36 protein-coding genes are annotated in these 21,853 nt (G+C 52.4%); 2 read left to right on the plus strand and 34 right to left on the minus strand.

The genetic code is table 11. The annotated features are described in order from the left end of the window. The 16 genes from LC431_RS05580 to LC431_RS05655 form a co-directional block, all read right to left on the minus strand. Nucleotides 1-156, minus strand: coding sequence for a hypothetical protein (locus LC431_RS05580; RefSeq protein ID WP_223509417.1), 156 nt, complete (start codon nt 154-156; stop codon nt 1-3). 110 nt (nt 157-266) lie between these two features. Continuing rightward, nucleotides 267-647, minus strand: a complete 381-nt coding sequence (locus LC431_RS05585; RefSeq protein WP_121019983.1) for a phage tail assembly chaperone family protein, TAC — start codon at nt 645-647, stop codon at nt 267-269. 71 nt (nt 648-718) lie between these two features. Next, nucleotides 719-1,213, minus strand: coding sequence for a phage tail tube protein (locus LC431_RS05590; protein ID WP_223509418.1), 495 nt, complete (start codon nt 1,211-1,213; stop codon nt 719-721). Nucleotides 1,214-1,271: 58 nt separating this feature from the next. After that, entirely contained in the window at nt 1,272-1,637 is a 366-nt protein-coding gene (locus LC431_RS05595) for a DUF3168 domain-containing protein (RefSeq protein WP_223509419.1), read from the minus strand. Continuing rightward, on the minus strand, nt 1,634-2,119 hold the full coding sequence (locus tag LC431_RS05600; RefSeq protein ID WP_223509420.1) for an HK97-gp10 family putative phage morphogenesis protein: 486 nt from the start codon (nt 2,117-2,119) through the stop codon (nt 1,634-1,636). Before LC431_RS05600 ends, LC431_RS05595 begins: the two co-directional genes overlap by 4 nt. Continuing rightward, nucleotides 2,112-2,444 carry a phage head closure protein gene (locus LC431_RS05605; RefSeq protein WP_223509421.1) on the minus strand — a complete coding sequence of 111 codons (333 nt, stop codon included), beginning with the start codon at nt 2,442-2,444 and terminating at the stop codon, nt 2,112-2,114. The genes LC431_RS05600 and LC431_RS05605 overlap by 8 nt, the downstream gene beginning before the upstream one ends. Nucleotides 2,445-2,446: 2 nt before the next feature. Next, nucleotides 2,447-2,647, minus strand: a complete 201-nt coding sequence (locus tag LC431_RS05610; RefSeq protein ID WP_223509422.1) for a hypothetical protein — start codon at nt 2,645-2,647, stop codon at nt 2,447-2,449. Nucleotides 2,648-2,709: 62 nt separating this feature from the next. Beyond that, on the minus strand, nt 2,710-3,054 hold the full coding sequence (locus tag LC431_RS05615) for a head-tail connector protein (protein ID WP_223509423.1): 345 nt from the start codon (nt 3,052-3,054) through the stop codon (nt 2,710-2,712). A gap of 57 nt (nt 3,055-3,111) precedes the next feature. Next, complete coding sequence (locus tag LC431_RS05620; protein ID WP_223509424.1) at nt 3,112-4,326, minus strand: phage major capsid protein; 1,215 nt, start codon at nt 4,324-4,326, stop codon at nt 3,112-3,114. A 9-nt stretch (nt 4,327-4,335) separates the two neighbouring features. Then, nucleotides 4,336-5,184, minus strand: a complete 849-nt coding sequence (locus LC431_RS05625) for a head maturation protease, ClpP-related (protein WP_223509426.1) — start codon at nt 5,182-5,184, stop codon at nt 4,336-4,338. Between the two features lie 10 nt (nt 5,185-5,194). Beyond that, the gene (locus tag LC431_RS05630; protein WP_223509427.1) at nt 5,195-6,499 is read right to left on the minus strand and encodes a phage portal protein; all 1,305 of its coding nucleotides are present in this window, start codon (nt 6,497-6,499) and stop codon (nt 5,195-5,197) included. Next, nucleotides 6,499-8,229 carry a terminase large subunit gene (locus LC431_RS05635; RefSeq protein WP_223509428.1) on the minus strand — a complete coding sequence of 577 codons (1,731 nt, stop codon included), beginning with the start codon at nt 8,227-8,229 and terminating at the stop codon, nt 6,499-6,501. Before LC431_RS05635 ends, LC431_RS05630 begins: the two co-directional genes overlap by 1 nt. Nucleotides 8,230-8,232: 3 nt before the next feature. After that, complete coding sequence (locus LC431_RS05640) at nt 8,233-8,706, minus strand: phage terminase small subunit P27 family (RefSeq protein ID WP_095921846.1); 474 nt, start codon at nt 8,704-8,706, stop codon at nt 8,233-8,235. Between the two features lie 144 nt (nt 8,707-8,850). Continuing rightward, nucleotides 8,851-9,204, minus strand: a complete 354-nt coding sequence (locus LC431_RS05645) for an HNH endonuclease (RefSeq protein WP_223509429.1) — start codon at nt 9,202-9,204, stop codon at nt 8,851-8,853. Between the two features lie 12 nt (nt 9,205-9,216). Next, nucleotides 9,217-9,828: a hypothetical protein gene (locus tag LC431_RS05650; RefSeq protein ID WP_223509430.1), complete on the minus strand. Its 612-nt coding sequence runs from the start codon at nt 9,826-9,828 to the stop codon at nt 9,217-9,219. After that, the gene (locus LC431_RS05655) at nt 9,810-11,264 is read right to left on the minus strand and encodes a glycosyltransferase family 2 protein (RefSeq protein ID WP_223509431.1); all 1,455 of its coding nucleotides are present in this window, start codon (nt 11,262-11,264) and stop codon (nt 9,810-9,812) included. The genes LC431_RS05650 and LC431_RS05655 overlap by 19 nt, the downstream gene beginning before the upstream one ends. 102 nt (nt 11,265-11,366) lie before the next feature. Here LC431_RS05655 and LC431_RS05660 point away from each other — a divergent pair, with 102 nt between their 5' ends. Beyond that, complete coding sequence (locus LC431_RS05660; RefSeq protein ID WP_223509432.1) at nt 11,367-11,906, plus strand: YfbU family protein; 540 nt, start codon at nt 11,367-11,369, stop codon at nt 11,904-11,906. Nucleotides 11,907-11,942: 36 nt separating this feature from the next. Here LC431_RS05660 and LC431_RS05665 read toward each other — a convergent pair whose 3' ends face one another. The 18 genes from LC431_RS05665 to LC431_RS05750 all read right to left on the minus strand — a co-directional run bounded on the left by LC431_RS05665 (nt 11,943) and on the right by LC431_RS05750 (nt 21,045). After that, complete coding sequence (locus tag LC431_RS05665; protein WP_223509433.1) at nt 11,943-12,512, minus strand: DUF2514 domain-containing protein; 570 nt, start codon at nt 12,510-12,512, stop codon at nt 11,943-11,945. Beyond that, complete coding sequence (locus LC431_RS05670; protein WP_223509434.1) at nt 12,509-12,943, minus strand: lysozyme; 435 nt, start codon at nt 12,941-12,943, stop codon at nt 12,509-12,511. The genes LC431_RS05665 and LC431_RS05670 overlap by 4 nt, the downstream gene beginning before the upstream one ends. Before the next feature lie 18 nt (nt 12,944-12,961). Further along, nucleotides 12,962-13,249: a phage holin family protein gene (locus tag LC431_RS05675; RefSeq protein WP_223509436.1), complete on the minus strand. Its 288-nt coding sequence runs from the start codon at nt 13,247-13,249 to the stop codon at nt 12,962-12,964. Continuing rightward, a complete protein-coding gene (locus LC431_RS05680) occupies nt 13,236-13,616 on the minus strand; it encodes a phage holin family protein (RefSeq protein ID WP_223509438.1) in 381 nt (126 codons plus the stop codon). The genes LC431_RS05675 and LC431_RS05680 overlap by 14 nt, the downstream gene beginning before the upstream one ends. 181 nt (nt 13,617-13,797) lie before the next feature. After that, nucleotides 13,798-14,616, minus strand: coding sequence for an antitermination protein (locus tag LC431_RS05685; RefSeq protein WP_223509439.1), 819 nt, complete (start codon nt 14,614-14,616; stop codon nt 13,798-13,800). A 13-nt stretch (nt 14,617-14,629) separates the two neighbouring features. Then, nucleotides 14,630-15,643 (minus strand): DUF968 domain-containing protein, encoded by a 1,014-nt coding sequence (locus LC431_RS05690; RefSeq protein WP_223509440.1) that lies wholly within the window; start codon nt 15,641-15,643, stop codon nt 14,630-14,632. Next, nucleotides 15,640-16,335 carry a phage antirepressor KilAC domain-containing protein gene (locus LC431_RS05695; RefSeq protein ID WP_223509441.1) on the minus strand — a complete coding sequence of 232 codons (696 nt, stop codon included), beginning with the start codon at nt 16,333-16,335 and terminating at the stop codon, nt 15,640-15,642. Before LC431_RS05695 ends, LC431_RS05690 begins: the two co-directional genes overlap by 4 nt. Before the next feature lie 66 nt (nt 16,336-16,401). Then, a complete protein-coding gene (locus tag LC431_RS05700) occupies nt 16,402-16,728 on the minus strand; it encodes a RusA family crossover junction endodeoxyribonuclease (RefSeq protein ID WP_223509442.1) in 327 nt (108 codons plus the stop codon). Continuing rightward, entirely contained in the window at nt 16,725-17,189 is a 465-nt protein-coding gene (locus tag LC431_RS05705) for a hypothetical protein (protein ID WP_223509443.1), read from the minus strand. The genes LC431_RS05700 and LC431_RS05705 overlap by 4 nt, the downstream gene beginning before the upstream one ends. Continuing rightward, nucleotides 17,182-17,343 (minus strand): hypothetical protein, encoded by a 162-nt coding sequence (locus LC431_RS05710; protein ID WP_223509444.1) that lies wholly within the window; start codon nt 17,341-17,343, stop codon nt 17,182-17,184. Before LC431_RS05710 ends, LC431_RS05705 begins: the two co-directional genes overlap by 8 nt. Next, the gene (locus LC431_RS05715) at nt 17,336-17,668 is read right to left on the minus strand and encodes a hypothetical protein (protein ID WP_223509445.1); all 333 of its coding nucleotides are present in this window, start codon (nt 17,666-17,668) and stop codon (nt 17,336-17,338) included. The genes LC431_RS05710 and LC431_RS05715 overlap by 8 nt, the downstream gene beginning before the upstream one ends. Further along, complete coding sequence (locus LC431_RS05720) at nt 17,665-18,207, minus strand: phage N-6-adenine-methyltransferase (protein WP_223509447.1); 543 nt, start codon at nt 18,205-18,207, stop codon at nt 17,665-17,667. The genes LC431_RS05715 and LC431_RS05720 overlap by 4 nt, the downstream gene beginning before the upstream one ends. Then, nucleotides 18,204-18,548, minus strand: coding sequence for a hypothetical protein (locus LC431_RS05725; protein ID WP_223509448.1), 345 nt, complete (start codon nt 18,546-18,548; stop codon nt 18,204-18,206). Before LC431_RS05725 ends, LC431_RS05720 begins: the two co-directional genes overlap by 4 nt. Next, nucleotides 18,545-18,889, minus strand: a complete 345-nt coding sequence (locus LC431_RS05730; protein ID WP_223509450.1) for a hypothetical protein — start codon at nt 18,887-18,889, stop codon at nt 18,545-18,547. The genes LC431_RS05725 and LC431_RS05730 overlap by 4 nt, the downstream gene beginning before the upstream one ends. Continuing rightward, nucleotides 18,886-19,896, minus strand: a complete 1,011-nt coding sequence (locus LC431_RS05735; RefSeq protein ID WP_223509451.1) for a conserved phage C-terminal domain-containing protein — start codon at nt 19,894-19,896, stop codon at nt 18,886-18,888. The genes LC431_RS05730 and LC431_RS05735 overlap by 4 nt, the downstream gene beginning before the upstream one ends. Further along, complete coding sequence (locus LC431_RS05740; protein WP_120162338.1) at nt 19,893-20,069, minus strand: DUF4222 domain-containing protein; 177 nt, start codon at nt 20,067-20,069, stop codon at nt 19,893-19,895. Before LC431_RS05740 ends, LC431_RS05735 begins: the two co-directional genes overlap by 4 nt. Nucleotides 20,070-20,252: 183 nt before the next feature. Then, nucleotides 20,253-20,774, minus strand: a complete 522-nt coding sequence (locus LC431_RS05745; RefSeq protein ID WP_223509453.1) for a YmfL family putative regulatory protein — start codon at nt 20,772-20,774, stop codon at nt 20,253-20,255. A 19-nt stretch (nt 20,775-20,793) separates the two neighbouring features. After that, on the minus strand, nt 20,794-21,045 hold the full coding sequence (locus LC431_RS05750; protein WP_223509455.1) for a helix-turn-helix transcriptional regulator: 252 nt from the start codon (nt 21,043-21,045) through the stop codon (nt 20,794-20,796). A gap of 97 nt (nt 21,046-21,142) precedes the next feature. Here LC431_RS05750 and LC431_RS05755 point away from each other — a divergent pair, with 97 nt between their 5' ends. Next, nucleotides 21,143-21,838, plus strand: a complete 696-nt coding sequence (locus LC431_RS05755; protein WP_223509456.1) for a helix-turn-helix transcriptional regulator — start codon at nt 21,143-21,145, stop codon at nt 21,836-21,838. The last annotated feature ends 15 nt before the right edge of the window (nt 21,839-21,853 follow it).

Genomic DNA, 21,853 nt, shown 5'->3' on the forward strand with positions numbered 1-21,853 from the left:
TTAGCTCCAGTTTTTCATTGCATCATCCAGGCTGACCGGGGCCTCGCTGATATGCGGCGCAAAGTCTGTGATGGAAAACGCCGGGCTGTCTTTCTTGCGATTGATGTTCGCCAGCGTGCTGGCGACCAGTGCGGCTGCCCACTCCGTCCGCATCATCGGGTTGAGGTTCCCGAACTTATTCCGGTACTTCACCCAGACCTGAAACTCATTGAGGCTCAGCCTTTCCTGTGCCTCGGCAATGGTGCAACCACCGATCCCATTAATGACTAATTCGCACCAGAGCTCGTTTTCTGCGCTGAGCTCGTCGTCTTTCCCAGATTGTTCACCTCTGAGATGGCAACCAGAAGAGCAATTGTCAGCGCACCGTCCAGCGCACCGCGTTCAGGATCTGCTTCACCGGTAATATCTGCCGGTGTGAATACGGGCTTGCCATCTTCATCGCAGATCGAGGCTGCGATGCGGCCTGCTACCCCCTCCTGCTTCCCGACGGAAGCCAGAATGTCAGACGTTGCGGTGTAATAACCCAGCGGGCGGACATATACGGTCGCAGTCAGTTCTTGATCGCCCTGTTTCCAGGTTATTTCCTTCTCGATTGGGCGGCCGGTAAATGCGCCAGCGCCTTTTAACGACTCAAGGGTCAATTTCATGTTCTGCATCTCAGCGTTGAATAAAGAAATGAGCGGCGGCAGCCTGCCGCGCGCCGCGGTGTTTTTTTAACTTATGAACCAGAAACCTTCGGAACCCAGACTGACGCGCCAGAGCGCTGGATCGTGGCCGAGGTGGTTACAACGGTGTTAGCCTGAAAGTCGAATGGGAAATCGGCAACATACCCCTGAAATACAAACCAGGTGCGGTCTTCTGGAAGAAGGAAACCGTCTACTGCATCGGGATCTGACGGTGTTGCCACGGTTGGAAGAGAGGTGCCATCAGACCAGCCAACCGCGAATGTGAGGTCAGTCTGATCATCGGATTCGGACAGGTTATGCAGCATCAAATGGCTGGTGTTTGCCGGATCGGCATTGAGCGTCACCGTAGCCTGAGCCGGAGTACGCAAACCTTTTTTATAGGTTCGGGTATTACGCTCACTCAAGCAGGTGTCCTCAATTTGATCCGCCGGGTTGCCGCCGGGCGTAAACGCAGTAATACATTCAACTTCGCTTACGACACCGTTGGCGAGTACAAAAAACTGTGTACCTTGTGTCACTACAGACATGGGCTTTCTCCGGACATAAAAAAACCGGCATAAGCCGGCGGGTTAAAGAGTCGTTTGGTTATCGCTTAACGATCCAGTCAACATCGAATGAATAGCGGTATCGTTTCGTTTCGGTGTCCCGGCCTTGTGGGCCCCACCGCGTAATATAAGCCTTGGGTTGAATCGCATTGCGGAGCGCCTCGGCCACTGCTGACGCTTCAGCAGCAGTGTTTCCGTAAACATCTACCTGCAATTTATAGGAATCAAAATCGGGCAACGTATCCAGATACATCGGTGGTTCGCCATCGATGTTCTGCCAAACTGCATACGGATAAACAACGCTGTCATCATGCTCGCCGAATGGATAGAGCCTGACAGGAGATGTTCCGATGAGTGCAGTCACCGCAGCGCTGGCGGCGCACACCGGAAATATTGGTGCAATCATGGAGGCAGTCCTTTTTTCTTCGCGCGAGCTATGCCCCGGTCAATTGCCTTTTCATATTCGCTGGTGAAGGTATTAATCACATCTGCAACACTGTTTTCTGCTGCCGGGCGCATGATTGGCTGAGCGCGCATATTTTCAGTGCCAAATTCCAATAGCCGCCAGTGCGGTGTCGGCGCGTTCTTGGCCTTATCCGGATGGTTTTTAAGAACGGCTCCGTGCAAAACGCCGATCCTGAATTTTAAATTGCCTGTCTTTTTGAAGTATTTCGGGTCCCATCTAACAGCGATGTTGTCTGCAATACTCCGGCCAGTGGCTATATCATCAACCCGCCTGGCGTTGGCCTTTGCTCTATCAGCGATGACATTCGCAGCTTTGCGAAGTGCCGCGCGCCCACCCTTCTTTTTCAGGTCAGTGCTTATCGCATCGATTTTACCCAGAAGCGATTCCAGACCGGTCAGCGTAAAATCGACACCGTCAGCCATCGTTAACCCCTTGTGAGCATGGCAGCGTGAAATATTCCAGACCGCTAACAGGATCAGGAAGAACGCCCTCAATGTTGTAGACCTTGCCTCGGAAAATAATGCGATGCTTTGCCGTTAAATCCGGTCGGTAGCGGATGGTGATCCGGGCAGATATTTCAGCCTGTCCAGCCTGAGCAGCAACAAATTCACGGGCTGACAGTGGGTAAACCTCTGCCCAGACAGATACCGTATCTTGCCACGAAGGGGTGACCCCACCTGTGACCGGATCTTGAATATTTACCGGCTCCTGAATTTTCACGCGGTGCCGTAATCTTCCAGCCTGCATAATTAACCTCCGACCTTACCACTGAGATATACAGGGGCTGGATTGGTAATATCCATATCTTCCGGGTCAGCACTACCTTCAATCAGAACTTTGACCAGAAGATCGCACAGAGACTGATTCGTCTCAGTTTGCCGACTTATCGCCGCCGTCAGGTTTCGCATTTCCTGAATCAGTTGCTGATGGTTTTGCTGTTGCTCGTTCATATGCAATTTTCACCCACTTTTTGAGCCAAGCCTTACGACGTTCACAACCTGCACAAGCCATTTCAAACCCCATAGATTCGGTAAGGTTGCAAAAGAGATTCCACCGCCAATGGCAAAGAAGACACGGTTTGTCCAACCACCACTGATTCACGATTTGAATACCAGTGACCTATTAGCAAAAGCATCGCTGCCCGGATATCGTCATCAAGCAACAGCCTGTTTTCGTCTGTTTCAAAGCCCTGATCCGTGTTCAGTAAGTAAAGCGTCCGCCGTGTCCACGTTTCAACGTAGCGCTTCGCTGCACCGGTATAAATTTGAAATAACGAATCATCTAGGGTGAAATCAGGTTCAACCCGGCAATGATTTTTTATGACGTCGAGGTCAATAACATCGGCGGGATCAGCCATTTGTCGCCCAACCTTTTAAAATGAAAAGCGGCCCGAAGGCCGCCTTAGGGTGCAGAATTAACTGCCGGAGCCAGGCGCGGTGAATGAACCGTAGATGAAGGCTTCCGGACGTTTAACCGCCAGTGCCAGGCGTTCTTCGCAACGAATCGAAATCATGTTCTTTTCGAAGTCGTCGGCGTTCTCAGTACTGATCACTACGTTGGCGTCTTCACGATCGAACAACTGAGCGGCGGCATTAAAGGCACCTGTCAGGAATTTACCCTGGAAGGCGGCAGTTTCTGTGGCCACGACCGGCAAGCCCCACAGTGTAGGACCCGTAAGAGCTGAAGGATTCGCCAGAATGTAGCGGCCCAGCGTGTCTTTCGTCAGTTCAATCTTCGCCCAGTCGATGAAGTGCAGGACATGGCCTGATGCCGGGAAACGCGCCAGTTGTGCCTGTAACATTGCCAGACGCAGATCATCGATGCCGTTCTGCTGATCTACCGAGAATGCAGGGTCGAACGCAGAGGCTTGAGGCACGATGCCGTGAAGGTGTACGCCGGTACCGTCGCCGAAGAGAATTTCCTGCTCTTCAACATATTTCAGGCCGTAGCGCATTTCTGCGTCCACCGTTGATTGCAGCTGAGCAAAGTCATCGAGGATTTGTTTCGATGCTTTGAACATGTGAGCAATGGTGGTGACTGGGGTGATTTTGGTGGCGAACTCAATGTCGCTGTAAGGTTTGGTCGTCCCTTCAGCAACAACCTTCGCTGCGTTGGTGAAACCGGTCTGCTGCACCCAGAAAATCGCCGGTGCGCCGGTGCGGCCCGGAGCAATAAGATCGCGGATGAACAAACGCTGTTTCGGCGCGGTATCAATGCCTGGCAAACGCTGAGGCTCGACAACGCCGTCGGCAACATCCGTGGACAGCAACGCCGCATTCACAGGAATATTGACACGCTTGCCGCCTTCAACGCTCGCCGCAAATTTCTTCAACGCTTCTGAGCTGATCACCACTTTACCGACGGTCTCGGCAACTTTGGCTGCATTGTTCAGAGGCATTTGTGCGACGTGCTGCTCCAGATCGCCCAGTGCGGCTTTCAATGTTTTTTCAGCTTCACGCAGTGCGTTGAATTCCGAGGCCATCTTATCGACAGCGGCCTTGGTTTCTTCGGACAAAGATCCCGACTTACGAGCCTCAGTCAAAGCTTCTTCTGCTTTAGCGCTGAATTTGCCATTCGCTTCTTCAATGCTCGCCGTTACTTTTTTCAGGATTTCATTTACTTCAGACATGGTGTTTCCTTATTTGCCGAACGCGGCCAGCGCGTTTTCAAGTTGTTTGAGGTCTTCAGGGTTTGGTGCATCGGTAGCGCTCGGCTTACCTTGGTGGTCGTCAGTAGCGCCCGGCTTACTGGCGGATAAAGATTTGAGAAGTTTTCTGCGCTCAGAGCGCGGAGTGTTGGCTTTGGCTAACAGTGCGTCCAGCTTGCGCAGCGCCGCTGCTGGGCTTTCGTCCCCATCGGAAATTTCATCCGCGGACAGAAGCCGGTCAGCAAAACCTTTCTCGACCGCATCGTTGCCGCCGATATATGTTTCGTTGTCCATCATTCCTGAAACGTCCGAAGCATCAAGGCCACTTCGGGCAGAGTAAATATCCTGCATGGCGCGATCGAAAGGCTCCATGTCCTGGGCTGCCCGTGCAAGGTCATGCCGGTTACCCACCGCATACACCCAGCAGTTATGGATCATCAGGAACGCGCCGCGGCCAATTTGCACCTCATCACCGGCCATCGCGATAATCGACGCGGCAGAGGCAGCGATCCCCAGCACCTTGACGGTAACTTTTCCGCTGTATTCGCGCAGTTGGTTATAGATTGCCAACCCTTCGAACATATCGCCGCCCGGAGAGTTAATGCTGACAGTGACGTCCTCGCCGTTCATCGAACGAAGAGCGCCAGCAATTCTATTTGCAGTGACCCCCTCCCCCCAGTAATCAGCACCAATCACGTCAAAAATTGAAATCGTATTGTCGTTGCTGTTGGCAGCCTTAATGCCACCGTCCCAGCGATCCAAAGCGGCCGGTGATAGCTCACTGGTGACTTTCGCGCACGGGCGCCCCTCCGGCGCTGCCGGAAGATTTTTTAATGACATGGGATGGCTCCTAAGCCGCCTTTTTCAGCGGGGAATGTTCGAAAGAAATATCGGGGAACAGTTGGTTATGGAGCTCGAGCAATGCGTTGGCTCTCGCTGCCTGGTTATTTTGGCGTAAATCTTCAAGCGCGGTGAGGTTCAGCTGCACGGTATAAATGTCGCCGCCCGGGATCGGAGGTAGATTTTCCAGCCGGCGGACATCGTTGCGGCTCATCCAGCCATTCTGCAAGGCGGTAGTGTAATAAGCCGCACGCCCGGCGCTGTCAGCGCGGAGTAAACCTTCCACCGAGAATTCCGCAAAATAATCTTCATCATTACCCAGCAGGCAGCGCGCTATCTCCTGCTCGATATTGACCAGCAGAGGGCGCAGCGTGTTCGTCAGGAATAAAAGGTTCATGCCTTCGACACTGGATGCCCAGCTGCTTTGTTTGGTCATGTGCCCGACCATAAACGGCGGGATCCGGAACCAACGGCAGATTTCTTCAATACTGAAAGAACGGCTCTCCAGCATTTGCGCTGCCTCAGGGTTCATCGTTACCCCCTGATAGGTCATGTCACCTTCAAGCACCATGACCTTACCGGCATTTTTCGAGCCTACAAAAGAACTCAGGTTCTGCTTTAACCGTTCTCTCTGCTCTTTATTAATGTCTGTTTTTGCACTAATAAAGCCTGAATTCTGTATGCCGTTCTCAAAGATTTTCGCGGCAGATTCCTCAACCGCCATTGCCGAGCCAATGACATCACGACCGGCCATCATCGGCATCATGCCGCATACACCATCCAGCCCGAACCCGCGAATATGCATCATGTTTTTCACAGGAATAACGCGCTGACCGTTTTTATCGGTGTAGGTGTATTGCAATTGCCCGTTATCAAGTCGCTTAACGACCATGTTTTGCGGTAATAGCGGGTTAAGCCCAACCAGCTTTTGACCGATCATCAGCTTTTCTATGAAGGCATTACCCCGCATACAAATGCTGGCAACGAGCATCAGCATAAATCTGGACGGGGTCATTTCCCCGTTGGGCTGCTTACAGAGCACTTTATATGCCGGGTGGTCGGTGGCCAGCTCCCGAGAACCGTCCTTTTCCCGCTTATAGACTTTCAGCGGCAGCGTTGATACCGATTCACTCAGCAGCCGTGCGCAGGCCCAGACGGCGGACAACATGATCGCCTTATCGACGGTCACCGTTTTACCGCTACTGCTGGTTCCCATCCACTCCTGCCAAAACGTGCCGGTGGTCAAACTGATAGGTACACCGAGCCAATTTAAAAGGGCACTTTTTACGCGCCCCGGTTGTTTTTTGGATTTCATCAGACACCTATCATTATCGGATCTTCGAAGAAGTCGGTTAAGTCCTGTTTATCATCGCCGCCGTTGACCAGTAACCGGCTCTTCGCCGTAAACAGTGCAACCGGTCCGTCGATTTTGTTTTCTGGGGTCGATTTATTGGGGAAGATATTATCGTTTTTGTCAGGTTTAACCGTGACGTTTGACATCATCCAGGTCATCACCGGGTTACTGTCGTGGTGGATTTTGCTTCCGTACACATCGGCCTGTACTGACTTCATCGCCTCCGACAGGTTTTTAACTGTCTGTGCAACCTCAACCAGCGGCAATCCCTCTTCAGCCAGTGCCAAACTAAACTGTGTTGCACTCCACGGGTCGAACGCGATTTCCTTCAGGCTTTCGCCTTTTACCCACGCTTCCACTTCGGCTTTGATGTAGGCGTGATCGATAACGTCACCATCGGTTAAGTCCAGATAACCCGCATCTGCCCACTTCCGGTACAGTTCGGATATATGCTTCGGCGCGGTCTCCAGTCTTCCCTCTGGGATCCAGAATTTCGATTTCGTGTGAGTGTGTCCGGATGGAGAACGCCACGTTTTCACCGCGGCGCAAATATCTATTTTGTTCGCAAGGTCGATACCTACCCAAAGCGGCCAGTTACGCAGCTCATCATCGGGCGCAATATCTGCACACTTCGCCCAGCGGTCCATATCCATCCAGGCACTTTCAGCCGTCACCCAGATATTTAGATGCTTCGTAAAGAAGTTCGGACGAGCGGCGATTTGCTCTTTCGCCTTTTTTGCCAGACGGCGCATATCGTCCCAGCGCTTACAGATGCCAAGCCCCGGATTCGCCTTCGGCCAGTTCTTTTCATCGAACGGGTCGTCGTCTTCATCCAGCGTATAAATGACAGCAAAATAAGTGTCATCATCCACCACGCCGCGCAGCACTTTTATCGCGTAGTCGCGCTGTTCGAAACAGATACCCTCTTTGTTAGAACCTGCTGTCGTAATGGCAAACAGCAATGATTGAAGACGCGCGCCGGTGGCTGTTTCCAATACGTCCCAAACGTCACGGGTGCGGTGAGCGTGAAGCTCATCAACGATCCCGCAATGGATATTCAGCCCGTCGAGGTTATTTGCGTCGCTGGAAAGCGGTTCAAACTTTGAGGCTGTTCTCTCCTGATGGATGTTCAGTTTGACGTGACCAAACAGTCTGCCCAGTGTCCGTGGGGCTTTCTTGATCATGTTCTTTGCATCATCGAACACGATCCGGGCCTGGTCACGGGTGGTGGCAGCTGAGTAAACCTCGGCGCCACCCTCTCCATCCGCGCCGGTCATGTACAGGCCAATACCCGAGGAGAGAGTCGACTTAGCGTTTTTACGCGCTACCTCGTTATAGGCAGTACGGAAGCGGCGAACCATAATTGCGTCGCCGTCGTCATCGAACACCTGTTCCCCAGTCATTTCATCGATCAGGGGGATAACGAAGCCAAAAAGATTTATCAGAATGAAGATGTCCCACGCCATCAGCTCTATCGGCTTGCCAGCCAGTGCGCCTTTTACGTGGGGGACGAAGTTATAGAAATCGAGGATGTGCTGGGCGCGATCCTCACTGAAGTAGACGCCGCGTTCCGGCCCATGCTCTAAATCGTTAAGGAATCGTTGGCACGAAAGCCGCACCAGTTCGCCAGCAACAATCTCGCCGGATAGCACGCGCTCGGCGTACTGGATACCATCCGAAACCGTTGCCATTCATCATTTGCGCTTTTTCAAAAATTCTTCGAGTGGGTCAGCTTCCCCTTTCCCTTCGCTGCTGACTTTGCTGCGAGCGGCTGGGGTCATGCCGAATTCAGACATCATTGCCCGCAAACGTTTCCAGGCATCTGACATCATCGCAACCTGTGGATGGGCTTTTACTAACGTCTCACCCTGCATGTTCGTTACGTTGTAGGTCTCGCCAACCTGGTCAATCACATCACGGTGTTTTCGCCATTCAACATACGCGCCGATGAGAAGTTCCAGCGCCATGCCATCAAGCTTGGTGATCACATTGGAGCAATCCAACTCTTCCCCGATCCGTTTGAACCAGTACTTTTCCTGCTTGTTAAAATGCTTCGGAATTTGGGGTACCCCAGAAGGGGGTTTTGGCTCTGCCTTGTTCAAGGCCCTTTTCGATGGGTTACCCTTGACCAAACGCAGAGCTGTCGGGGTTCTCGGCGGTCCGGACATGATTGAAAACTCCTATTAATCGATCCTCAGGGGACCCCTAAAAAAGATTTGTAACCTGCGGGCGTGTGATAAAAACTTAGGCGGCGGTCCTTAAGCGCGAAAGGCCTGAACTCTCAACCCGCCCTCCCCACCCAATGATAAAGATTATCGTTTGAGACGCTCGCGGCCTGTTTTCGCCCGATGGCAGGGCCAGCACAGGCTTTCGAGGTTGTCTGGGTCATCGGTACCCCCATTGGCTTTGGCAATGATGTGGTCGACGGTCGTAGCTGGTGTGATCCTGCCCTGTCGCGCGCACTCCTGGCAAAGGTGCTTGTCACGCCCGAGGATGACCGGCCGGAGTTTGTCCCAACTGGTTCCGTAGCCGCGTTCATGCCTTGACTGGCCCCGCTGGTGCTGCTGCCATCCTTCATTGCGGTGCGTCTCACAATAACCAGAACGGTCTGTCGTGGTTCGCCCACATCCGTGCTTGCGGCATGCGCGGGGAATTGCTGCTGGCATATTATTTACCTATCATTTGGTCCATGCAGGGAATAAGGCAAGGCGCCACGCGCGCCGACGTTCTACCCTTGGCTGATTGTCTGGGTGTCGCTCAACTGTGAGCCCGTCAGCATGATCCACCAGTGAGTAACATGGATAGATGACCTTCCCACCCAGCGCATCACCGACGGCATAGTCAGCCGCCTTGGCGCGGTTCCAGTTCTGCATGATGCGGCTTAGTCCGCTAACTGGCGGGCTGTAGCACACGCCATGAATCAGCCGGTCCATCGTGATGTGGGCAGCTCGGCGTTTATCTGCATCAATCAGGCTGGCTGCTATCTGCTGCTGGTACTGCGGCGGACGCCCGGTACCCAGATAGAAACTGATGAGATTATCGGGAAACTTGGTCAGCCACTCATTCACACCCCGAGAGAAGTCCGGTAACGGCAGAGCGTCATCCTCAAGTATTACCACGCGACAGTCCTGCTGACTGGCCCACTCGATAGCGCGTCTGTGATTCCAGTTCGCGCCGTGATCTTCTTCATCGATCAACAGGTGCGCGGACAACATGTCAGCGAGGCGAGTCGCCATGTCTCGGCGCTGGTGGTGCCCTACAACGCAGAAGGTCACTTGTGCCGGTACCATGCGAACTCCTTACCGATGCCGTCAGATTTAAAAATGGTATGTACTTTGGGGCCAGTCACGATACGGTCACCGAATGATTTCGCCACCATGCCAAACGCGCCCATATCAAACGGAGTCGCTGGCGTCTTGCCCTTATCCCAGAACCTGTGGCTTTCGCTGAGGTAATGCAGACTGACTATCTTGTGTGCAAAATCCATCACGTCAGCACGACAGCCACCGAGCAGACCAGCATTAAGCAACGGGCTGTTACGGTGTTCGCTAAGGAAGTCAGCGTAACCTTTCCCGTGATGGTTATGATGCATCCACTGATCTGAATATGTCTTGGGTTCAGAGCCAACATATATCTTGCCGGGCTCCATCTCTGCCCACGGTTCGTGCAACATCTCAACGTCAGTGCCGTCGGTACACCACACGAATCGGTATTCAGGGTGAGCTCTCAGATACTGGTAGATGTGCAGCCAGCGCGCGAAGTAAGGACTCATCTGCAATGCTGGAACTGAAACGATATTCGCACCCAGCGGTGCTTCGCTGAGTTGGTCAGCCAACACGATGGCGTCAGCGCCACTGATTGAAACTGACCAGGCATTAAGCAGAGAAGCATCAGGTTTGATTGCCGTCCCGCGCTGAGGATCCGTCTGCCCCGTCAGGAAAGATGTGATCACAACATCACGCTGGCGCCGGAATTCCGCGTAACCGGCATACCCAGAATCACGACGGGCATTGAAAATGGTCACATTCTTCCGTACCAACGCTTCACGGTCAGGCTGAGCGACAGTGCGATTAACCGCTTCATGTTCATCAAGCGAATAGATGAGGGTTTCAGAACCGGCAACATCGGCATTTGCCCAGGTCGTCAGGCCAGCGTTATGAATACGCAGGGCCAGATCGGGATGTTCGTACATGCCACGGCCATAAACAGGGTCAAAGCCGCCGACTTTTTCAATCGCGCTGCGGTGGTAATAAAGCATCACGCCGCGCTGGCCGGTGTAGGCAACATGCCGGTCATCGCGATACAGCACAGCCATGTCGTTCAGCTTCTTTGCGCCAGCCAGATCAAGGAACTGGTAAGCCAGATGAGGCTCAGGGGATTCGATGTAAGGAACATGCCAGTTATCGCTGATCGGATAGGCATCATCGTCCCACAAGAACAAGTGATCACAGCCAGCATCAATCAGCGCCTCAAGGCTCCGGTTCTTCGAAGCCACGATCCCGAGTGATTTCTCATGCCTGATTATTTCGATACCTGGCGTTGTGGCCGCTGGCGCTGAACCATCATCAATCACGATCAACTTCGCGCCATCCGGGAAGTGCTTCAGATGCTGTTCAATCGTCTTTACCAGAACAGCAGGCCGGTTGTGTGTCGTGATGGCGATTCCAATCAGCGAGCCCGAATTACACACAGGTGCATACGGGACACCATCAATAGTGACCTGCATAGGATGCTCCAATGTTATAAAAACTACTGATTTGACCTAGATCTATAGACTTCACCAATAAGGAGGTGTAGACATAAGCCTTTAACTTAATAGGATTATTTCATGGATATTAAAGACAAAATCAATACCATTCTTTTATGTGATATCGCTATTCACCTCGGGCTATCTTCGGAAATTGACCCAAAACTCGTTAAATATGCTGTTTCTACTGGAAATGAATGGATGCTGAGCGCTCAATATTCATCTCTTGGCGCAGAGGAGCCGACTAAAGAAGACAGAGATTTTGTAGTTTCTGTCCTCAATATGTATCGTGGACTATCTAACGCATTTCGCAAATTAAGCCCTGAAGAGCAGAAAGAGTTAACTGAAAAACATCAGTTGAAAATTCATGATGGTGATATTCAAATTCCAGGATTTGATGGTAATAACGAGGCCGTTTATTACAGCATTATCGAAGCATTCCAAGGGATCGACCGCTTCACTGAACAACAGCAACCAATTGCAAATACACATTCAGCATCCGAACATTTATACAATGTGATGCTTGCTGAATTTAAAGAAATTGACGCCGTAATGCGTAGTTGGGATTTATCAAAAGAAGAGATCTCATCTATTCTTTCAAATGCACCACAGAGCTTCTGAATATTGTTGCGGGCGTTCGTGCCCGCTTCCCCATCATTAAAACTTATTTTTGTGTTTATTCATCTGCGCCTGATTAGTCACTTTGTCGTAGGTGCGCTCACAGGACTGGCCGGAGACATAACTGCGGTCAGCCTCAGTTGCGTACTTTCCCGCCATTTCGTCAGATTCGCTGAGCAACTGGGCAAGCAGAATGCTGGCCTCGGTTCTTGCCGAGCTTGCCGCGACAGTGGCGGAAAGGCGGCCGGTTTCACTTCCTGCGAGTTGCCGCTGGAGGGTGTCGAGTTGTTTGCGCAGCCCGGCGCCAGCACGATCAGCATCAGCGGCATCAGACCGAACTTTAGCCAGTTCTTCTTCAACATGTTTTCGTTCCTCATCGGCGGCCAATTGTCGGCGCTGTTCTTCCGCTCTTTCCTGCCCTTCACGCTTCAAGGTTGCGGCTGTATCGGCGGCGTCACGCTGTGACCATTTCAACTGCCAGGCCTGATCTGCGGCATCATATCCAGCGGTATAACGCCAGTGACTAAAAGCCCATAACGAAGAAGCCACCAGAGCGATTAACACCAGTGGCTTCCAGAATTTTTTAATCAGGGCTATAACGGCTGTCATGATAAAAACAGTTCGCGTTCAGCGGCGCGGCGCTTCGTAAGTCCGTTCAGCACACGACCGGCAGCCTTATTCCATTTCGGGAACTCATTGGCTGCGCCAGCATAGTCACCCGCGTTTAATTTCTTGATCAGGGTCGAACTGGTGAAGTTCTTCGAACCGACATTGAAAATAAACGATACCAGCGCATCAAACTGATTCTGCGTCAGTGGGACTTTCACGTTTGTCCCGATCGACAGTTCCGGCACTTTCACATCATCACGCAGAAACTGTTCAGCCTGGGGCTGTGTGATCACGTCACCGCGTTTAACGTTGTGCGTGTGCCCGATGCCAATTGTCCACGGCACGCCACCGGTTCCCGGATCAGGGTACGCAGTCAGCACGCAGCTTTCGAAGCGCTTAATCAGCGCAAAGCCTTTATCACTGGTTTGCATGAGGTTCTCTCTGAGGAGTTACTGTGGAATTCGCAGGACTTTAATGATTTTTGCCACGTTGCCGCGCACCACGAATAGGGCGATGCAGATAACGAGGTTCAGTAAGAAGATGGCTAAGCGAGTGCCGTCGTAATGATCAAACAGGAAACGCAGCGGGACATGGCCGTAAATCAGGATGAGCAGATAGGCCAACCATGAGGCCCAGCGGCGGTGTGTTGCACCTTTCTTACGAAAGAAACTCAGCCGGATAACCACCAGCGTACACACAATCACGTTCAGAATTACCAGCGGGTCATTTATTACCACTTTGCCCCCTCCACCGATCAATCAGTGATGTTGGGTTCTTTGCCCGGTTGCTGGCGAATGTAAGCAACTGCACCGCCAGTGCGGAGATGATCACCGCGCCCAAGGCATCCAATGGTTTATCAGGGTAACTGAGCCAAGCCGCCAACTTAGCGCCAGCAACACCGGCACCGAGCAGGCCACACATGAATGAAACGCCAAAATATGAAATGCGGCGCCACGCTGACAGGTCAACGGCTGACGTGACGTAGAAAACAGCGCCAGCAAAGGCACCGAAAACCACGCCGTAATCCAGACCGGTGAACCAGCCAAACAGGCCGACCGTGGCAAGCGCCGTTGAAGCCGCTGAAGCTGAAACCGGCTCAGACATTGATAAACCCCTTATCGCTGTAGGTGTCCTCACAACCGAATTGAGGGCATAAAAAAAGGCCACCAAATTGGCAGCCCTAGAAACGACGAAGCCCCGGCGTTTGCCGAGGCTTGATATCAGGTATAATTTCCCATCATTGGGATAAATCTAGCCAGATTCGGCAACTTTTGCAACGCCTAAATCACTGGGTAACCTTTTTAAATTCCGACTCTGCTGCTGACTCCTCTATAAAGCATTTGGTTATCAGCTTCTCGTAGAACGGTTTCCAGCTATTGTTCCACGTTCTTTCCGGCAGGTCTGGCAGTAATGCTTTCACGGCGCGGTGTGCCACTGCCGCTGGCAGTCGGGAATAACCAACGCCATGACAACGTGGGCATACCTTTTCTACTGGTAGGCCCATCAGAATGGATTTTTCCCGATCGACTACTTTGCCCGTCCCGTTACATCGGCATCGGCTTGAGATAACGCCCTTGCCTTTGCACGGCTGGCAAATGACATCAACTATCTCTTCGCCTTCAGTTTTGGACTTCATTTCATCCCGGTAAAGCAGGCCTAAATTGCCCGGCAGCGCATCAAGATATTCACGGCGGTCAATTGCCAGCTGATTTATGAATGTTCTCTTCTCTTTCAAAAAACCGGTACCGGAACAGCACGGACAATCAGACGTGGCAGCCGCCGAGCGTGCGTAATCTTCAAATGCCATTTTCGCCATAATGCGCAGGCATTCAGCCATGCGCCGCCCTGCGACTTTGCCGATGTGCTTCGGTGCGTGCTGTTTTGCGTACTGCGTCAGCATACCGACCGCTATCGTTTTATCCTGCTGGCTGATCCCGGCTTTTGCCAGGAACAGGCGAAGGCCGAATTCAGCCCCGCTTTGTGTCATTCCCAGCGCAGCCATAATATCCGTGATGTTCAGTGCATCGCTGGCCGTCGCGCGGGAACTGTCGCTGATGGATAAGCCTTTCGGGGAAAAATGCTTCAAAATCGTTTCAAGGTTCATGCTGTCTCCACACTTATTTTTGTTTGCCTGTAGCGATAACACCCATCGCTAGCGCGCGGTCTAATGTCTTCAGCACCAGAAATTCCTGTGCACCGTGCTCTTCTTCCCAAGCCGGGGTATTCGCATGAAGTGAGTCGTGACACCGTCTGCACAGCGGGATCACGAACAGGTCATGCGCTTTTGTTGCCATCCCACCAAATCCATTGCCGGTGATGTGGTGCGGATCATCGGACCCGTTACCACAGCCGCAGCATGGCTGGCGCTTTACCCATTGGGTGTATTTCGTGTTTTCGTACCGACGGGGCTTCGGAATACGGAAGTATGATTCCGGTGTCTCCGGATCGATTGCCAGCGCCAGCACCGGTTTTATGTTGTTCGCCAGTTCTTCACGGGGTTGCTTCTCCCACGGGTTGACGTCAGCCTCTTTACGCTGGCCGCCGGGCGGGTTGTATTTCATTCCCAGCGCGGCGCAGACCACTTCTTCCGGCAGCAGGTGAACCACCCCTTTCGAAACCGCCCACCAGCACAGCTCCGGCAACGTGAGGTGACGCCCGTCCGGCAGACCATACCGGTACCGGATTGCCTCAGTCACAAATTCGGCGGCGTTCGCCAGCGCGGTCGCATCCAGTTTTGGCGATTCTTTTTCCCGAAACTCGTTGTCATGCGCCCAGCACAGACAGACCACGCCACGGCCGCGCGGAATCTGCACCAGCTCATGGTGATGGTATTCTCCGTTGTAGTCCGGGCATTCACAGGCGCGATGGCGTTTAACCCACAGTGTCAGCGCCGCCATGCCGCCGACCTTGGCAATGACCGCCGGGGAAGACAGAAAACCAGACAGGCGCGGATCCCGTGATAGTGATTGTGCTTCTGCTGGCACCAGGCCATCCAGCGCGGTATGCAGGTCAGCGGGTTCATTGGTGATCAGCAGGCGTTTGCTGCTGAAGAACTTCACCATGTCCGCAGGCAACGCGAACTGTACGATCCCCAGCTCCCTCTGAGGATACGGTTTTAACAATGCTCTCACGCGTGGGCCTCCTGTTTCTTACGAAGATGGTCAGCCCATAGCCCAGCAACCCACTGAATACCTTTCGGGGTAAACCGTGCCTGGCGGAATGCATGCTGATTATTCGGATTGGTACCTGTCTTCATTTCAAACCGGCCAGCGGCGGTGTGCGTGCTGTATGGCGTGAACTGCCCGTCCTGCCGGTAAATTATTTTTTCATCGATGAGGAATAACCGGAATTCAGGTTCTTTCGCCTTCAACAGCTTGCAGACTGACCGGAATCCCATAGACCCTTTTGCAATGACGTACTGATCAACGAAATCAACTTTCGGCGCGGCCAGCGCCAGCTGTGATTCCAACGCCTGCTTTTCTTCGGCCAGATCAGCAGCCAGTCGCAACGCTTCCGGCAATGACTGCGGCACCAGACTGCTTTCTTCTAATTTCTGCCACCGGTCGATAACAGCGGCAGTGAACTCAGGAGATAATTGTGCGACCAGCACCAGAGAATCGCGCTTATTGAACCAGTACTCCTCATATTCCTGACCGTTCTGCTCATGGATATAGGGGGTGTGCGCCAACGGCGCGCTTAAAATTCCACCAGCCGCGAGCCGGTCAGCCGAGCGCTTCACGTCGCTGTGCTTACTCTTCACCAGCCCTGCAATCTCACGGCTCGACATCGTTACCACTTTTCCTGACAGCAAACTGTTCGACATAATCACTCCACACGTTAAACCGGCTGCACACCGGCGGGTTTGAAATCTGTAATCGTTATTTGAGCCTTACCCCCCCTTTATGACCGTCCCCCACTCGACCAGCATCCGTTTAACCTGGCTGTCGTCTTTCCAGATCCCGGCGTGGGTCAGGCCATCAAACAGCGCCTTCTGGAAATTATCTAAATCGCGTTTCGCCCTGTTCGGTGGGTAGAGAACCAGATGCACATCCAGTTCGGTGAGTAGTGCCGTCGGGCGGCTGCGCAACTGCTGATAAATCGACGCCAGCGCGTTTGAACGGAAGATCCGCCCGCGCTCGCTGATCAGCACGCCCTTTTTAGTAGAGCGCCAGTAACCGTTCACGCTCGGCGGGAATGGCAGGGTCAGTTGCATCATGAATTCTCCGCGTCGGTATAGGTGTCACGGGTGACGGCGGCGACTGGAATACCGGCGGCTATGCTCTTGTTGGCGATTTCCATACTTATTTTCGCCAGCTTGCCTTCGGCGTTTTTAATGCGGTTTCGCGTGTTCAGCTCTTCCCGTTTCAGCTTTTCGAGGCCCTCCCGATGTTCAACAACTTCCCGACGCAGGGATTTGAGTTCCCAGTCAATCTTCTGCTCTCCCTCTGCGCGCGCGTTGATCCAGTCGAACGCATCAACAACCGCACCACAGCGCCGACATGTAAGCTGTCGAAGGTGTTCATCAACCAAAACATTCACATGGCCACAACGATATGGCGCATGCTCTGGCTTATCGGCTTTGACAAGGTTGAGCATTTCTTTGATATCAGCGTTTGATTCAAAGCGTTTGGTGAAGGCCAGCACGTTTTCGCTGTCGTCTTTCGGTTCATCAATCACAATTCACCTCCCCTGCTTTGATCAGACTGATCAGCACAGCGTCAGCATGCTCACCGGCGGCCGTATAATCTGACGGGCAAAGTTCGCCGTAAGCATCTGCAGCTTTGAGGTAACCGCGATAGGCATCAAGCCAGATTCTCTGAAGTTCATTCATGGTTGACCGCCCGTGGAATTGGCATGACATTTTCTTCAAGCGCCAGATTAGGCACAGCAAAAACAATGCTGAGGCTTTCCAGAAATTTAACGGCGGGCAAATCCAAAAGCCCTTCAACCGGCATAAAATATTCCCGGCAGAGATAACTGAGATGTTGATGGCTGAAATAAACTTGAGAATTAAATTTGGTATAAGCAGTGAGGTCTTTTGATGCACATGCCATTGCAACGCCAAACACATCAATAATTTGAGCCCTGCCGACGCGTCCATGCACTGCGAACATTGCATCGATGAACTGGAGTCTGATTTTTTGGTTCTTAGTCATGCCGCAACCTCCTGAAGATAATCAGCGCCAGCTGTGATCAGCACGTCTCTTGAAACGGTCGTGAACTGTCCGCGCGGTTTGATAAATGGCCGCCAGATAACCAGCATGCTGCCCTTACTGTTGCCGTTCTTGCCTGGCTTGCCGGTACCGGCATTGATGAAGGACAGACGGCCATCGGTGATGAAGCGGATTTCATCCGCGGTAGACAGCGCCAGCGAGAACCAGCCGGTTGAGGTGTCGGCGGGCAAAAGCATCACCACCGGCTGGTGCTGGGCGCGGCATTGTTCGGCGGCCTTCTCCACCCACGGGGTGATCGCGCTGTATGGCGGGTTACACCAGATAGCGCCGTAACTTTCCCACTCAGTGGCCAACGCATCATTGGCTTCAGTAAGGTACCGGGCACACAGCGCGTTCTGGTAGTCGGCAGCGGCATCCAGATAGAAGCCAAACTCCAGATCCAGCGCCGTAAAGACTTCAACCGGCGTCTGCCAGCGGTCTTTGTGCTCGATCGGTGTGGTACTGGAAAATTCAGATGTCATAGTGCCCCCTGCTTGCGAGAGGCCTGATTCAGCAGAACAAGCATTGCTGGCTCGCTAGTGGAGAAGAATGCCTGAAGCATGCCGGTGAAATGGGTGTAGGTGACCCAGCCAGTTTGCTTAAAGCTCTTCAGGCTATAGATTGCATTTAGGGCTTGGTCTCTATCCGCAAAAATGATTGCAGGCCCGAGGAAAAATTTGTGGTCAATCAAGGCTGTACTGAGAGCTGACTTAATCTCGCAGTACGCGTAGCAGAAACTGTCAGCACGAAGCATGATAAATTCATGCGCTTCTTTAGCCTGAATTGCCTGAAGTTCGGCATTTATCTCACTTCGTAATTTCATGCCTGTCCCCTTCCCTGACGTACTGCCCAAAGCAGCTGATCGAACATCTGGCTGATCTCTGCCAGAGTCATAAGCGTCGGTTTTGATGGTTTAGCCGGTTTTATCGGAACGCCGCCTTCAGGCCAACTGATTAACGAGTAAGTGAATTTATGGCCAGCGCGGTTCACTTTGATTTCAAAGGCAGCTTTTTTGCCGATCGCATTGATTGCCGTTGACGTGGCATGACGCGGAGGTACAACGCCATTTCTCTCGATCACTTCCGCCTCAATCTCGCTACAGGTGCGAGGTGCCTGGTCACGCAATAACTCGGCGATAACTAACTGCTGATAGTTTTTTTTCATGCTGCTTTCACTCCCTGCTGGCGCTGGGCGCACTCTTTCCAAATCTTGGCCCACTGCGAAATGGCGAAATCAGCGCGCATGCTGCGGACGCTGGCTTTGCTGGCCTCTGTGCACACCATTTTTTCCAGTGCACTCGGTGCCTTGGTTGCCGCTACGCCACTGATGAACCTGCGGTAGGCTGCGTCTCGCTCCGCGGTATCAACTGCAACGTCACTGCCAGAAGTCCACTTTCCGTTCACACAGGCCGGACGACCGCTCTTTGCCCATTTGGTCGCGCTGAGCAGGTAGCCTTCAAACTTGGCTGGCTGGAACAGAGTTGCCGGGCGCAGATATTCAGCCATTTTTGGAGAGTCGCCCCAGTGAACCTGCTTATATTCGATAACCAGCTGCAGTTCTTCCAGGGTGTGGCCTTCACGGAGACGGGCACGCATGTTTTCCAGTGAGCTATTCGCGGGCTGGTAACGGGAACCGGTGATTAGGTTCAGGTGTTTCAGTGCCTGTTTGGCTTGATCAGTAATTTCAACTTCGGCGTCGGTCTGCGCAGCAGGCTGACAAGAGGTTTTATTATCTGATGGATCTTGTTTTGAATTTACTAACGGATCCCCCCCAGATTCTGGCGGGTGAAAACCGGTATTCGTGTTCGATTTTGATGCGTCGGATTTTGACCGGTCAGAATTTGAGGCGTCAGATTTTGATGTGTCAGAATCTGACGGTTGAGCAGCATCACGAAGCTTCGCAATATTCAGCTGGTACATGTTCGACGTATTGCGGTTTCCCTTGCGGCGCTGGGTACTGGTGATCCAGCCGTCAGCCTCAAGTTTGCCCAGCGTAGTGCGCACAGTGCTTTCACCTGCACCAAGCTGGCGGGCAATCGTGGTGATCGACGGCCAGCAAAGGCCTTCGTCAGAACTGAAGTCAGCGAGGCGCGCCATAATGGCCACCGCCGATATTTTTAAACCGGCAGCAGCGCAACCATCCCAAACGTATGCGGATAACTTAACGCTCATAAGACCCTCTTAAATTTTCGCCGGAATTGTTCAGTAGGCTGGGCGCATTCATGCGGGTAACCGGCACGCATGAAGATGACGCGATCCCCTGCTCTGTCGAAGCCCACGACGTGTACCACAACGCCCCGCCAATCCTTGTAACGCCTGTCCAGCTTTTGGATTTCTTCAGACATGCCGTCACCTTCTGGCTACTCTGGCGGATGTAACCTACCCACCACGCCGCGAACTGGTAGTTGCACGGCACCCACTCGCCATCGATAATCACTTCATACGAGAAAGAGCCAGCGGTACCGCCAGTCGTTTTACCGCGCATTTGCGGAACGCCAGCTTTTACGAGTAAACTGTTCATGCGTTAATTACTCCACACGGTTTGTTAATGCGCCGACGCCCGGGGACTGCACTCCTTGGGCGTCACCTTTTCCGGCTTTACATTTCTTGCCGAACAGCGCCAGCACAGCCCGAACCTCTGCATCACGCGCCGATAAATGGCGATGGTGATACTTCATAATTTCTGCGGCTTCAGCAGCATCAATCACACCGTCTTCCAGCGCCGCCTGAATGATCATGTCGACGTGACCACGGTGCGCCGCCGTCCGCATGCTTTTGCTGAACAGCTCGACCTGATCCAATTCATCCAACTGTGGGATATCCACGAACAGGCCACCGCGGCGCTGGGAAAAATACTCAGCCAGATAGCTGGTTCCGCTGATGTCTTCCATCGCTTCCAGCTCGGCAATTTCGAAGAACCGGCAGCCGTTCTTTTCATACAGGTTGTTGTTGAACCCTGCTTCCGACATGCCCAGAGCGCCAGCCATTGCAGACCGTCCGCCTGGGTAGGCTTTGCACATCGCTTTAACTACTGATTTCAGGTCTACCATTTTGCTTTTCCTTCGGTAGTTATGGCTGAGCGCCAGCGGTGTTAGTCTTTCCAGATGAAATAAAGTCTGGGTAGCGATGGGGGTATAAAATTTGCAGCTCGTTAATCTGGCCTTCATAAAATTTGACCAACCGTTCGGCCACTTCGAGAGACGCCATCTGCTGCCCTCTTTCAATGCGGCTTAAATTGGCTGGGTCGATTTCAATCAGCTTCGCTACATGTGAAAGCGTGTGACCTTGCGAGATACGCAAGCTTCGTAATGGTGATTGCATAAAACCTCCTATAATTGCGCAATTCGCATATTAAAGGGTAGTTACGAATTGCGCAAGTCGCTTTGCATATGACGCAAAAACAACTTGTAATGGACGCATGAACATAGGAAAACGCATAAGAGAACTTCGCCTGGCGAAGGGAATGAAAATTTCAGACCTGGCTGACGCTGTAGGAATTGATGGCGCGAATATTTCACGCCTAGAAACCGGAAAGCAAAAGTCATTTACTGAACAATCACTTAGTAAATTTGCTGAAGCTTTAGGCGTTGGAGTCGCCGAACTCTTTACTGCGGCTGAAAACAGGACTACTGTATATGAATACAGTAAAAATAATCCTGTGGTTCAGAAGGAAACAGCCGTGTTCAGAGTCGACATACTTGATATAAGCGCTAGTGCGGGCGGTGGATTTATTCAGGGAAGTGATGTGATCGATGTGATCAGGTCCATTGAGTATAACAACGAGCGTGCTATTGCCATGTTCGGTAGCAGGCCTCCCGAGACAGTGAAAGTAATCAATGTACGCGGTGATAGCATGGCTGACACCATTGAGCCGGGGGACCTGATATTTGTCGATGTTTCCGTGACAGACTTTGATGGTGACGGGATTTATGTATTTGGATTTGATGATAAAATTTACGTCAAAAGATTGCAGATGATTCCTGATAAAATCTTGGTGATCTCTGATAACAATAAATATAGAGAATGGGCCGTAGATGAATCGAATCAACATCGTTTCTATGTATTTGGCAAGGTTATGATAAGCCAGTCTCAGGCATATAAGCGTCACGGCTAACCCCTCTCTGAAAAA

The organism is Rahnella sp. GSA61A (assembly GCF_019969905.1).
Lineage (GTDB): Bacteria > Pseudomonadota > Gammaproteobacteria > Enterobacterales > Enterobacteriaceae > Rahnella > Rahnella aceris.

Bases quoted from the DNA above. Each gene is read 5' to 3' on its own strand.
- LC431_RS05580 (WP_223509417.1), bottom strand. From the start codon at position 156: ATGATGCGGACGGAGTGGGCAGCCGCACTGGTCGCCAGCACGCTGGCG.
- LC431_RS05585 (WP_121019983.1), bottom strand. From the start codon at position 647: ATGAAATTGACCCTTGAGTCGTTAAAAGGCGCTGGCGCATTTACCGGC.
- LC431_RS05590 (WP_223509418.1), bottom strand. From the start codon at position 1,213: ATGTCTGTAGTGACACAAGGTACACAGTTTTTTGTACTCGCCAACGGT.
- LC431_RS05595 (WP_223509419.1), bottom strand. From the start codon at position 1,637: ATGATTGCACCAATATTTCCGGTGTGCGCCGCCAGCGCTGCGGTGACT.
- LC431_RS05600 (WP_223509420.1), bottom strand. From the start codon at position 2,119: ATGGCTGACGGTGTCGATTTTACGCTGACCGGTCTGGAATCGCTTCTG.
- LC431_RS05605 (WP_223509421.1), bottom strand. From the start codon at position 2,444: ATGCAGGCTGGAAGATTACGGCACCGCGTGAAAATTCAGGAGCCGGTA.
- LC431_RS05610 (WP_223509422.1), bottom strand. From the start codon at position 2,647: ATGAACGAGCAACAGCAAAACCATCAGCAACTGATTCAGGAAATGCGA.
- LC431_RS05615 (WP_223509423.1), bottom strand. From the start codon at position 3,054: ATGGCTGATCCCGCCGATGTTATTGACCTCGACGTCATAAAAAATCAT.
- LC431_RS05620 (WP_223509424.1), bottom strand. From the start codon at position 4,326: ATGTCTGAAGTAAATGAAATCCTGAAAAAAGTAACGGCGAGCATTGAA.
- LC431_RS05625 (WP_223509426.1), bottom strand. From the start codon at position 5,184: ATGTCATTAAAAAATCTTCCGGCAGCGCCGGAGGGGCGCCCGTGCGCG.
- LC431_RS05630 (WP_223509427.1), bottom strand. From the start codon at position 6,499: ATGAAATCCAAAAAACAACCGGGGCGCGTAAAAAGTGCCCTTTTAAAT.
- LC431_RS05635 (WP_223509428.1), bottom strand. From the start codon at position 8,229: ATGGCAACGGTTTCGGATGGTATCCAGTACGCCGAGCGCGTGCTATCC.
- LC431_RS05640 (WP_095921846.1), bottom strand. From the start codon at position 8,706: ATGTCCGGACCGCCGAGAACCCCGACAGCTCTGCGTTTGGTCAAGGGT.
- LC431_RS05645 (WP_223509429.1), bottom strand. From the start codon at position 9,204: ATGCCAGCAGCAATTCCCCGCGCATGCCGCAAGCACGGATGTGGGCGA.
- LC431_RS05650 (WP_223509430.1), bottom strand. From the start codon at position 9,828: ATGGTACCGGCACAAGTGACCTTCTGCGTTGTAGGGCACCACCAGCGC.
- LC431_RS05655 (WP_223509431.1), bottom strand. From the start codon at position 11,264: ATGCAGGTCACTATTGATGGTGTCCCGTATGCACCTGTGTGTAATTCG.
- LC431_RS05660 (WP_223509432.1), top strand. From the start codon at position 11,367: ATGGATATTAAAGACAAAATCAATACCATTCTTTTATGTGATATCGCT.
- LC431_RS05665 (WP_223509433.1), bottom strand. From the start codon at position 12,512: ATGACAGCCGTTATAGCCCTGATTAAAAAATTCTGGAAGCCACTGGTG.
- LC431_RS05670 (WP_223509434.1), bottom strand. From the start codon at position 12,943: ATGCAAACCAGTGATAAAGGCTTTGCGCTGATTAAGCGCTTCGAAAGC.
- LC431_RS05680 (WP_223509438.1), bottom strand. From the start codon at position 13,616: ATGTCTGAGCCGGTTTCAGCTTCAGCGGCTTCAACGGCGCTTGCCACG.
- LC431_RS05685 (WP_223509439.1), bottom strand. From the start codon at position 14,616: ATGAACCTTGAAACGATTTTGAAGCATTTTTCCCCGAAAGGCTTATCC.
- LC431_RS05695 (WP_223509441.1), bottom strand. From the start codon at position 16,335: ATGTCGAACAGTTTGCTGTCAGGAAAAGTGGTAACGATGTCGAGCCGT.
- LC431_RS05700 (WP_223509442.1), bottom strand. From the start codon at position 16,728: ATGATGCAACTGACCCTGCCATTCCCGCCGAGCGTGAACGGTTACTGG.
- LC431_RS05710 (WP_223509444.1), bottom strand. From the start codon at position 17,343: ATGAATGAACTTCAGAGAATCTGGCTTGATGCCTATCGCGGTTACCTC.
- LC431_RS05715 (WP_223509445.1), bottom strand. From the start codon at position 17,668: ATGACTAAGAACCAAAAAATCAGACTCCAGTTCATCGATGCAATGTTC.
- LC431_RS05720 (WP_223509447.1), bottom strand. From the start codon at position 18,207: ATGACATCTGAATTTTCCAGTACCACACCGATCGAGCACAAAGACCGC.
- LC431_RS05725 (WP_223509448.1), bottom strand. From the start codon at position 18,548: ATGAAATTACGAAGTGAGATAAATGCCGAACTTCAGGCAATTCAGGCT.
- LC431_RS05730 (WP_223509450.1), bottom strand. From the start codon at position 18,889: ATGAAAAAAAACTATCAGCAGTTAGTTATCGCCGAGTTATTGCGTGAC.
- LC431_RS05735 (WP_223509451.1), bottom strand. From the start codon at position 19,896: ATGAGCGTTAAGTTATCCGCATACGTTTGGGATGGTTGCGCTGCTGCC.
- LC431_RS05740 (WP_120162338.1), bottom strand. From the start codon at position 20,069: ATGTCTGAAGAAATCCAAAAGCTGGACAGGCGTTACAAGGATTGGCGG.
- LC431_RS05745 (WP_223509453.1), bottom strand. From the start codon at position 20,774: ATGGTAGACCTGAAATCAGTAGTTAAAGCGATGTGCAAAGCCTACCCA.
- LC431_RS05750 (WP_223509455.1), bottom strand. From the start codon at position 21,045: ATGCAATCACCATTACGAAGCTTGCGTATCTCGCAAGGTCACACGCTT.
- LC431_RS05755 (WP_223509456.1), top strand. From the start codon at position 21,143: ATGAACATAGGAAAACGCATAAGAGAACTTCGCCTGGCGAAGGGAATG.